The following is a 10,198-nucleotide window of genomic DNA, read 5'->3' on the forward strand; positions in this document are numbered from 1 at the left end:
TCTTTTGCCGCTGCGGGCGACAAGGTTCCCGGCTTTGGCATCCTGCGTCGCCCTGACTACTAAATCCCTGTGGTCGTATGGGAGATTCGGGGCAGTTTATGAAATAACGGATTTGACCAATCGATCAATAATTAGTTCCCGTCCAAAAAAGCATCAGGCAATCCATGCTCAAATTTGAGGAGCACCTGCAAGATGCTCTGTTTGATTCCGTCAGGCCTGCTAACTTGATGGTTAGGTTAAATGCCTGGAGTTAATGTTAAAACTTTTCATTCTGGGCACGAACAAAGCCGTAAACACCAATTTATTGCAACCATGCATCAGTAACGGGAGTAACTCATGTTGGCAAAAATAGCTACTTTCAGAAGCATAAACATTGTCATCAAACGATGGCTGGTACTCATCCTTCTGTCCCTGGCTACCGTTGCCACAGCAACCCAGACGCCAGAAAACAACACAGCTGAAGCTGTTGACAACGAGTCGATCAGCACGCCAGCAGATCCTGAGGATCTGGCCAGAATCAATCGGGCCGCGGGTGCCATCATGGGTGTACTGATTGGTGATGCACTGGGGCTGGGGACGCAGTGGTATTATGATATGGACGCCCTGCACAGGGAGCACGGCACCTGGGTTGACCACTATGTTGACCCCAAACCCGACGGCGATCACCGGTTCGCCAACGTCAGCCGGTTTCGTTACGAACAGGGATTACGCGCTGGCGATCTCTCCCAGACAGGGCAGATTTACACGTTGTTGCTGGAGAGCCTGCATGAAAAAAAACAGCTTGTGGGCAATGACTTCTTCCGGCGTCTGGATACCTTATATGCCACGCTCAGTGGGGAGGCCTTCTCAGGACGTTACACCGATAGTCTTCACCGAGCCTTACTGAAATATCGAGCCCGGGGTATAGACTGGGACGACATGCATTCGTTCGTCCCGACCAATGATACATCTGACGGCGCATTGCTGCTCGTTCCCCTTGCTGCCACCATCTCCGACCCTGTAGATTTTGCCCGTGAAGCGGACCAGCTGCTGCAGGTGTTTTACCGTGATCACTTTGTCAGGGGTAACCATATCGTCTACGGTCTGGTTATCCAGGCGTTGATCAATGGCATCACTGTTGATGAGCTGGAAGATTACCTGAAGTCGATGGCTCGTAACCCTGCCATTGCCCCTGTTGTTGGTGGCTTCGACCGCTTCATAACCCCGGTCAATGGTAGCATCGCCCGCCGTCCGGACCTGGTCAGTATTCCAGAGCCGAAGTACGTCAGTCATCTCTTTGGTATGGACTGTCAGGTTATGCACTTGCTGCCCGCCGCTTACTACCTGATGTATCGGTTCCCGACTGATTTTGAGATGGCTACCCTCTCCGCCAGCAATGGCGGTGGCAATAATATGGCCAGAGCAGCATTGACCGGAGCCATCGCCGGAGCCATAAACGGCATCAGCAATATACCGCAACGGCTGTTAAAAGAATTACGCAATGGTGACGAGCTGGAAAACCTGGCAAGGGAGGTAGCCAGTCAAAATCACTAGCAAAGATTGCCTGATTACATTTTTAGTCAGGCTCAAATCCCAGCACTTTTCTGATGTTGTCAGCTACAACGCTACCTTTACAAGCCAACTCAAACGTTTCTAATGCTTCTTTGTAGGTCTTTCCGCAATAGAGGGAATGAGTGTTTTCTCCGCCACTCTGGGCGAGATAGGATTCACCACAGTACCCGACATTATTGTGAGAATCGGCTTTAAAAAGCCTTTCACACTGGATCGGATTCAACGCCAGGAGGAAAAACGTGCCATCGTTAAATTGACCAGCATATATTGAATGTGGATCTTTTGGACCAAGATTTTTAAGGGGGCGAAGCTGGCGGCCATGATTCAAATCAATACCATTGAAAACATAAACACCTGTAAACTCTTTCACTTTATTGTTACATTTCGAGTAATTATCTTTCTGCAATAATCCATCGAATGCCAGGTTGTATTTCAACATGTCCTGATGCATAAGGGTGTTTTTCCGGCGTTCAATTTTTATCATATTCCTGAATTCAAGCGGAGGAGGACCTGATGATGATGTAACTGATTGCATGCAAATGCTTTCATCAAAGCAATCTTTTTCGTACTGTGACTTGAATGGGTAAAAATCAGGTGGCGGTATTTTGGTAGAAGCCTGTGGCACAACTTCTTCAGCCGATAAATTATTAAACTTTGCTGAGGCACCTGTGTTTGCCGTGGCATCCTTGGTTTCTTCAGGATTTTGTTGTTCTTGCCATGCCATTTTTCGGTAAGTTGATGCTGATATGGGTGAAGTCATAACAATTACTCATATTCTAAATAATCAAGTTGATGACAAGGGGTTATGTTCAAAGCGTTTCCAACGCTCATGAGAATTCATGGGGCAAGGTGAAACTCTGTCGACTCTGACCACTGATCCAAATGAAAGTTTCATGATATAATGGATATTTCCGGCTTCCAGGTGGAAAAGTTTTACTGCTGTATTTTTAGTAAAATGGCTGACTATAAACGCAGTTACAGTAGTTGAGAGTCAGGTATTTTTATGCACACATTCAAGAATCAAGAACTGCCACTGGTTTGCAATTTGTTTATGCTTTGGACGCAGGTCTTGAAAAATTGAACTTTAAGCATAAAAATCAGTCGAACTTTATAAAATTGAATCCAACCTTTTAATAACAACTAGTACACGGTTTCAATGAGTTTTATGGGTTGTCGTGCCTCCGCACTCTGTTCGCCCTGAGCCTGTTGAAGGGCGTAAACTCCGGACTCTGATAGATCGTGCCAAGCACCCTTCGACTCCGCTCAGGGTGAACGGAGATGGTACACGTCAAACTCATTGAAACCATGTACTAACATGATGGTTCGCTCTTCAGGCAATTTGCAATGAACTCATTAACATCAGACTGTGGATTTTACTGGTTCAAGTCCCTGGCAAGAGAGCCGGTGGAACATGACGAAAGATTCAGTATTGGCTCTGCGGTCAGCCCACTTATGGTATCGGATGAAAGTCAACCCCAAAACACTTTTGAGGCAACGCGGCTCCCTGAGCGACTCACAGTTGCTGTTTCTGAATCAATAGCTGTTCCTGAAACAGTTGCTCCTGAGCCAGTTGCTCTTGAAACAGTTGCTCCTGAGGTCATCGCTGTTCAAGAGTCAGTTGCTGCTCAAGAGACAGTTGCTGCTCCAGACGCTGCTTCCTGTGTTGGGCTCTCTTTGCCCGGAACTTCGCCTGTTGTCAAAAAACAGATTCCCGAACAGCTGCACGATATTTGCCAGCAATGGCTTGCGCTAAGCCACCGCTTCCCTAAAGACCTCAGTTTCCAGCAAACCGGCGAACTGGTCGAGGCCTTCAGAGAAATATTGCTTCAGCGACTTAGGGGATTGGCATCAGAACCTTCCAGATCCACCACGGGCTGTCAGCCATCGGGGTGGTCTTCAACGCACCACACCAAACCGGCTGACCAGAAAAACGCACCTGATGACAGTAGTCAGAGGGATCATCAGCTGGTGGACCATTTCTGGCTAAGTTACCTGAACGCGATAAGCCGACGTATTACCCAGATAAGCAGTGACGATGTTCGTGTGAATGGCCAGAGTCCGGAAGAACCGAATCCGTTCACTTTTGAGCAGCTGAACCAGAAAAGCTGGGATTTATATGCCAGGATCGGTGTGAGCTATCCGGACAACATCCCGCTGATTCTTAAACAGGCTTCCTATCCCCTCAGCCATGGTGGTGACACTTTCGCTATTATCCATAGTGTTGTTTTTCAGGGCGTAGAGGCCAGCAGCAACTTTGTGAGCACCCTGCTTTTTTCCCTGTGTGAATACTATCAGCCGGAACAACGGCCTTCGCCAAACGGCTCTGAGCCAGTGATTATCCGGTTATTCGAGCAGCTCGGCTACTGGCGGCAACAAAACGACAAACTGATTGTTCCGAAAGTCAAAACGGCTAAAGGAGAGATTCGCCCCATGAGTATTTTCAAAAGCATGGAGCGAATTATCCCCAAAGAACACCCATTCCAGCAGGCCCTGGCCAGGGTCCAGCTTGACAGCGGCCCAATCGGCATACTGGATGGCAGTGTTACCCGGCAAAAAAAATGCCTGAAACAAACCATTAAGGCGCTTGCCAGTTCAACCGCCGCTGATGATCTGGCCAAAGCAAAACAAAGACCATCGCCAGCCAAAACACAGCGAAAGCAAAAAAAAGACAACAAGACCACCGCCCCCCTCTCCAGCAACCAACCTGCTGCGCCATCGACAGCTACGCCATCAGAGGCTGGCAAAAACAATTCCGGGGAATGTCTGAGCACATTGGCAGACAACAGCAGCTCGCCAATAACATTTGCCAGACAATGCAAACAGCTCATTAATGCTGATAACGTCGACCTGCTGAAAAAACTGCTGACAGACAATCCGCAACTGTTCTACGGATTAAAACAGTCACAGAAAAATAAAATTGACCGTTTTCTGAAAGCAAAGAAACTTCCCAATTTTATGCGGGATAAACACTAAAATACGCTGGTACTGGATAGGGTTGTTCAGGCAGAATTGCCCGACATAGCTATCTATCAGGTTGACATGCGGGCCACCATAAGAACCTCTAATGCAGAGAGCCACAAACAACAGGCCCTGATATTTAACGCCCTGGACGTAATATGACTGACAATAACAAGCTGCCACTTATCCTTGAACCAGATGTTCTGGAATCCATACTCACTGCTGAAGACCATGCGTCAGTAAAAGAGCGCCTGATTATTATTGATCTTGGTAATCCCCGGCTGTATCAACAGGCTCATGTTCCCGGGGCCATCCATGTGCCACCCCATCAGCTGGTTGCAGGAACGCAACCGGCCCGTGGCAAACTGCCAGCGCTCAGTCAACTGGAATCGTTGTTCAGTGAGCTGGGCTTTACCGGCGAAGAGCACTTTATTGTTTACGATGATGAAGGCGGTGGCTGGGCGGGGCGCTTTATCTGGACGCTGGATGTTATTGGTCACCGGAAATATTCGTATCTCAATGGTGGTATCCATGCCTGGTTGAAAGAAGGCCATCCAAGAGAGTCCGGGGCCAACGTGAGAGCTTCCACCGACGTTTCCCTGACGATTGATGACCGTGTTATTGCCAGCTGCGACTTCATCCTTGAAACACTGGCGAGCCCGGAGTTCACTATCTGGGATGCACGCTCTCCAGAAGAATACTGCGGAGAAAAGGTCATGGCACAAAAAGCTGGCCATATTCCCGGAGCCATTAATTTTGAGTGGACCCGAGCCATGGACCCGGAAAAGAACTATCGAATTAAAGAAGGGCTGGAGGCGGAGCTTGATGCCCTTGGTATTAAAAGAGATCAACAAATCATCACCCACTGTCAGGCCCATCACCGTTCAGGGTTTACCTATCTTGTGGCTAAAGCGCTTGGCTTTAAATCGGTCAGAGCCTATGACGGCTCATGGTCTGAATGGGGGAACCTGCCTCATACACCAGTTGCTTAAGTAGTTAATAAGCAAACACAGCAATCACCGAAGGTGCAGGCAGTCATGCCATGAATTACAATGGCTGCCACTTTCCTGTTTTTCGAGAACCATTGTCTTGATTCATTTGAACAACCTTCAGAGCCTGGCATGATCCCTTACAAATAGACGACAGGCTCTTATCAGATACCTATTTTAACCACAGGATATTCCATCACCGTGAAAGAAAAACTGTTTGCAGCTATCCAGTATGTACTGCCTCATCACCTGATCTCCAGGGCTGTGTACTATTTTGTGGAATGCCAGATTCCATGGTTCAAAAATGGCCTGATTCGCTGGGCTATCGATCACTACCACGTCAATATGAGTGAAGCGAAGCGGGAAGGCGCTGAAGAGTACCGCCACTTCAACGACTTTTTTACCCGGTCATTAAAGGATGGAGCCCGTCCTTTACCCGAAGACCCGGAGATGATTGTCAGCCCGGCCGATGGTGTCATCAGTCAGATAGGCGACATCAAGAACGGCAGAATATTTCAGGCCAAAGGCCATGATTACAGTCTGGTCGAATTGCTGGGTGGTGATCTGGAGCTTGGGCAGGAGTTTATGGGCGGAAAGTTTGCTACCATTTACCTCTCCCCGAAAGACTACCACCGTGTCCATATACCTGCGGCCGGATCCCTGCATAAGATGGTCCATGTGCCCGGACGCCTTTTCTCTGTAAACCAGGGGACCGTTGAGAACATCCCCAATCTCTTTGCCCGGAACGAACGGGTGGTCAGTATTTTTGATACAGAATACGGTCCCATGGCAGTCATCATGGTTGGGGCAATCAATGTTGCCAGTATTGAGACCGTATGGGCCGGTCTGGTGACCCCACAAAGGGGGCAGGTTGCTACCACCACCTATGGTGAGGTGAGCCAGTCGGTTGAATTAAGCCGTGGTGATGAACTGGGCCGCTTCAAACTGGGTTCCACTGCGATTGTGCTCTTTGGCAAAGACCAGATTGAGTGGCTGGAAAACTGGCAACCCGGCCTGTCGATCAAGATGGGGGAGGCATTGGCCCAGGTCAATAGTGCGCCTGTCATCAATTAGTGCCTTCTCTATAGTGGAGATTTTTATCACATTGAGCCTGGTATTCAGAACCTCCGGGAGCGCAACGAATCCGTGTCAGAAACTCAGTTGCTGAAAGACGTTTGTTCTGCGTCTCTCCACATTCGACCGAATCATCTTCCGGGGAAGGGGCCGTTGTTTCCGGATTGATCAAATCGCTAAGGAAGGCAACTTTTTCGCTGTCAGGCATAGGGCTATGCAGGGTATGGCAAATAACGCCAAGAGTCCCGGTTAAACACTCGACCACTTTATCGGCTAAATACTTTTCATTATCCGTTGTAACACGAGTTTGAATGTCATTTGCGCCATCATCTGGAATTACCTTTATCTGAATGTATCTGGGGTCGACTAACGGTTCAGGAGTGTTATCGAAACTCATTCGGGCCTCGGCAGGCAGCCATTTTTGTTCCCAATCATTGAAATATTCAAACACGTCGAACCCGGGCTTAAACACATTGGGTTTGCGCAAATCAAAATAGTCATATTTCATCAGATGAACAATTACCTTGTGATTAGCGATGAAATAAAAACGGTCAAAATGATACTCATCTGCTTCGTCGAGCCCATATTTACCGGGAGAGAGATAGAGAGCGTGTTTCACGTCGTCAGTCGAGAGGCCATCGTCATACATACGTTGTTCTGCTGACTCAGTTAAACGGGCCGCTTTACAGGGTTGGCCGACATAAATTACCGGTAAGGTCTTACATGCTTGTAACTCTTCATTGGTCTCGAGCCGGATTTGATCGGCCAACTCCTTAGGTGATAACAATAAAGAGTGAGGGCTGGCCATTTTCCGGGGAGGGATTTCCGGCGGTTGTCCTGGCACAACGGGAGATGACATTTGGGATTGAACAGAAACTGTCGCTTGTTGTTTAACGTGTAACTGCTCATTTTTGCCTGGCAAAACCTCAGTTTCTGTCGTTATTTTAGGGGTTTTACTGAGCTGTAGAGGATCGCATGTAGAATTTGCCAGTCTTTTTTGAGCAGTTACTTTAACGTCTCTCCCTGAGAAGCATGAAGGGCTTGATATATCTTCTGAACCTTTTACCTCCGCAGGATTATTATCTGAAGCAGGGGTCTGATGACTCTCTTTCAGAGAGGATGTGCTTGCTCGAATATCCACAACAATTCCACCCAATACGTTGTTTGACTGTTAGTAAGTTCTGGACCAAAAAGCGCAACCAATTGTAAATATGTGAAATTTATCCTGACAAAAAATTAAAACACCTCTGCTTTTTGACAGCCAGAAAATATCAGTAAATGCTAAGAGCAGATGGCTTCAAATGCATATAAAGATCATAGTGTAGTATGGAGCTCCATTACTTTCCTCATGAAATCTGGTAATTGAAATAATTTTAAAATCCTGAATTCAGGTATGGATAGAGGCGGTGCTGGTATAAGTTGGAAACACACGATATCCGGTAATGATTATAAACAACCGACGATCATGTCAGTGCTTCAGAGAGTGGGCGATACAGGCATGGCACAGTCAGGCAGGCGAACGAAATCTGGGGTCAGGTTTTTCTTTTTGAAAAACAAATGTCGTTTATCATAACTACTGATGTACAAACAAAGACCCGCCCCCACACTTCTTACTTTAATGCACAAAGAAAGACCTGACACCAATTCTGTTTTGTGGAATGCCAGATTCCATGGTTCAAAAATGGCCTGATTCGCTGGGCTATCGATCGCTATCACGTCAATATGAGTGAAGCGAAACGGGAAGGCGCTGAAGAGTACCGTCACTTCAACGACTTTTTTACCCGGTCATTAAAGAAGGGAGCCCGTCCTTTACCCGAAGACCCGGAGATGATTGTCAGCCCGGCCGATGGTGTCATCAGTCAGATGGGGGATATCAAGAACGGCAGAATATTTCAGGCCAAAGGCCATGACTACAGTCTGGTCGAACTGCTGTGGTGATCTGGAGCTTGGGCAGGAATTTATGGGGGGAAAGTTTGCCACCATTTACCTCTCCCCGAAAGACTACCATGGTGAGGCGAGCCAGTCGGTTGAATAAAGCCGTGGTGATGAACTGGGCCGCTTCAAACTGGGGTCCACTGCGATTGTGCTCTTTGGCAAAGACCAGATTGAGTGGCTGGAAAACTCGTAACCCGGCCTGTCGATCAAGATGGGGGAGGCCCTGACCCGGGTCGATGCTCCTGACATCAAATAGTGCCTTCTTTATAGTGGGGATTTTTATCACATAGAGCCTGGTATTCAGAACCTCCGGGAGCGTAACGAATCCGTGTCAGGAACTCAGTTGCTGAAAGACGTTTGTTCTGCATTCCTCCACATTCGACCGAATCATCTTCCGGGGAAGGTGCCGTCGTTTCCGGATTGATCAAATCGTTAAGGAAGGCAACTTTTTCGCTGTCAGACACAGGACTATGCAGGGTATGGCAAATAACGGCAAGAGTTCCGGTTAAGCACTCGGCCACTTTATCGGCTAAATACTTTTCATCATCCGTTGTAAGCATATTTCCACCTCCTTCAAGACTTTGAATTTCCTCCACCTGAATGTATCTTGGGTCGATTAACGGTTCAGGATAATCAAAACTCCTATCTGCCTCGGCAGGCAGCCATTGTTGTTTATATTCACTGAAATATTCAAACACGTCGATCCCAGGCTTAAATGCAGTGGGACGGTTATCATTCTCAGCATATTTCATAAGATGAACAATTACCTTGTGATTAGCGATGTAATAAAAATGGTTAAAACTCAGGTGAGGTGTTTGATTGAGCGCAGATTTACCAGTGGTGAGATGGAGAGCGTTTTTCACGTCCTCAGTAGAGAGGCCATCGTCATACATACGTTGTTTTGCTGACTCAGTTAAACGGACCGCTTTATAGGGGAGGTCGACATAAAATACCGGTAAGGTTTTACATGCCTGCAACTCTTCAATGGTCTTGAGCCGGATTTGATCGGCCAACTCCTTTGGTGAAAACAATAAAGAGCGAGGGCTGGCCATTTTCCGGGCAGGGATTTGTGACGGTTGTCCTGACACAACGGGAGATGACATTGGGGATTGAACAGAAACTGTCGCTTGTTGTTTAACGTGTAACTGCACATTTTTGCCTGGCAAAACCTCAGTTTTTGTAATTATTTTAGCGGCTTTACTGGACTGTAGAGGATCGCATGTGGAATTTGTCAGTCTTTCTTGAGCAGTTACTTTAATGTCTCTCCCTGAGAAGTATGAAGGGCTTGATATATTTTCTGAACCTTTTACCTCCGCTGAATTATTATCTGAAGTAAGGGCCTGATGACTCTCTGTCAGAGAGGATATGTTTGCTCGAATATCCACAACAATTCCACCCAATAAGTTGTTTGACTGTTAGTCAGATCTGGATCAATCAGTTCTGGACCAAAAAGTGCAACCAAATGAAAATATTGGTGACTCATCCTGACAAATATTTGAAACACCTCTGCTTTTTTACAACCATTAAACATCAGGGAATGCTAAATACAGATGGCTTCAAATGCACAAATAAAAACAGTGTAGTATAGAGATTCATTACTCCTGAATTCAAGTCATAAATGCATAACCCATGATTTTTCTTGCATCTATTCCGGTTAACTCCTTGAATGCCTCATAAGGAGTCTTGTAACC

The 10,198-nt window shown here is 47.0% G+C and carries 10 protein-coding genes; 7 read left to right on the forward strand and 3 right to left on the reverse strand.

Translation table 11 applies throughout. The annotated features are described in order from the left end of the window. The first annotated feature begins 336 nt into the window (after positions 1-336). Positions 337-1,533 carry an ADP-ribosylglycohydrolase family protein gene (locus tag ACO6VE_RS20065; RefSeq protein WP_422463076.1) on the forward strand — a complete coding sequence of 399 codons (1,197 nt, stop codon included), beginning with the start codon at positions 337-339 and terminating at the stop codon, positions 1,531-1,533. Between the two features lie 22 nt (positions 1,534-1,555). Here ACO6VE_RS20065 and ACO6VE_RS20070 read toward each other — a convergent pair whose 3' ends face one another. Next, positions 1,556-2,311, reverse strand: a complete 756-nt coding sequence (locus ACO6VE_RS20070) for a hypothetical protein (RefSeq protein ID WP_422463078.1) — start codon at positions 2,309-2,311, stop codon at positions 1,556-1,558. 584 nt (positions 2,312-2,895) lie between these two features. Here ACO6VE_RS20070 and ACO6VE_RS20075 point away from each other — a divergent pair. The 3 genes from ACO6VE_RS20075 to asd all read left to right on the forward strand — a co-directional run bounded on the left by ACO6VE_RS20075 (position 2,896) and on the right by asd (position 6,572). Then, positions 2,896-4,524: a hypothetical protein gene (locus ACO6VE_RS20075; protein ID WP_422463080.1), complete on the forward strand. Its 1,629-nt coding sequence runs from the start codon at positions 2,896-2,898 to the stop codon at positions 4,522-4,524. A 143-nt stretch (positions 4,525-4,667) separates the two neighbouring features. Beyond that, positions 4,668-5,501, forward strand: a complete 834-nt coding sequence (locus ACO6VE_RS20080) for a sulfurtransferase (RefSeq protein WP_422463081.1) — start codon at positions 4,668-4,670, stop codon at positions 5,499-5,501. Positions 5,502-5,699: 198 nt separating this feature from the next. Continuing rightward, positions 5,700-6,572: an archaetidylserine decarboxylase gene (gene asd, locus ACO6VE_RS20085; RefSeq protein ID WP_422463083.1), complete on the forward strand. Its 873-nt coding sequence runs from the start codon at positions 5,700-5,702 to the stop codon at positions 6,570-6,572. Here asd and ACO6VE_RS20090 read toward each other — a convergent pair. Further along, positions 6,565-7,713: a hypothetical protein gene (locus ACO6VE_RS20090; protein ID WP_422463085.1), complete on the reverse strand. Its 1,149-nt coding sequence runs from the start codon at positions 7,711-7,713 to the stop codon at positions 6,565-6,567. The two genes, asd and ACO6VE_RS20090, sit on opposite strands and share 8 nt — an antisense overlap. Positions 7,714-8,225: 512 nt before the next feature. Here ACO6VE_RS20090 and ACO6VE_RS20095 point away from each other — a divergent pair. Genes ACO6VE_RS20095 through ACO6VE_RS20105 form a run of 3 tightly spaced genes read left to right on the forward strand, consistent with a single transcriptional unit; the run spans position 8,226 to position 8,700 of the window. Further along, complete coding sequence (locus tag ACO6VE_RS20095) at positions 8,226-8,510, forward strand: phosphatidylserine decarboxylase (protein WP_422463087.1); 285 nt, start codon at positions 8,226-8,228, stop codon at positions 8,508-8,510. Beyond that, a complete protein-coding gene (locus ACO6VE_RS20100) occupies positions 8,479-8,607 on the forward strand; it encodes a hypothetical protein (protein ID WP_422463088.1) in 129 nt (42 codons plus the stop codon). The genes ACO6VE_RS20095 and ACO6VE_RS20100 overlap by 32 nt, the downstream gene beginning before the upstream one ends. 30 nt (positions 8,608-8,637) lie before the next feature. Next, complete coding sequence (locus ACO6VE_RS20105) at positions 8,638-8,700, forward strand: hypothetical protein (RefSeq protein WP_422463092.1); 63 nt, start codon at positions 8,638-8,640, stop codon at positions 8,698-8,700. A 55-nt stretch (positions 8,701-8,755) separates the two neighbouring features. On the opposite strand, the gene ACO6VE_RS20110 is transcribed toward ACO6VE_RS20105, so the two are convergent. Continuing rightward, positions 8,756-9,892 (reverse strand): hypothetical protein, encoded by a 1,137-nt coding sequence (locus ACO6VE_RS20110; protein ID WP_422463090.1) that lies wholly within the window; start codon positions 9,890-9,892, stop codon positions 8,756-8,758. Positions 9,893-10,198 lie beyond the last annotated feature (306 nt).

Source organism: Endozoicomonas sp. ALB115, from assembly GCF_049310245.1.
In the GTDB taxonomy this organism is placed as follows: Bacteria; Pseudomonadota; Gammaproteobacteria; order Pseudomonadales; family Endozoicomonadaceae; genus Endozoicomonas.

What these genes read in the sequence shown, in the direction of transcription:
- ACO6VE_RS20065 (WP_422463076.1), top strand. Translation starts at nt 337, where the DNA reads ATGTTGGCAAAAATAGCTACTTTCAGAAGCATAAACATTGTCATCAAA.
- ACO6VE_RS20070 (WP_422463078.1), bottom strand. Translation starts at nt 2,311, where the DNA reads ATGACTTCACCCATATCAGCATCAACTTACCGAAAAATGGCATGGCAA.
- ACO6VE_RS20075 (WP_422463080.1), top strand. Translation starts at nt 2,896, where the DNA reads ATGAACTCATTAACATCAGACTGTGGATTTTACTGGTTCAAGTCCCTG.
- ACO6VE_RS20080 (WP_422463081.1), top strand. Translation starts at nt 4,668, where the DNA reads ATGACTGACAATAACAAGCTGCCACTTATCCTTGAACCAGATGTTCTG.
- ACO6VE_RS20100 (WP_422463088.1), top strand. Translation starts at nt 8,479, where the DNA reads ATGACTACAGTCTGGTCGAACTGCTGTGGTGATCTGGAGCTTGGGCAG.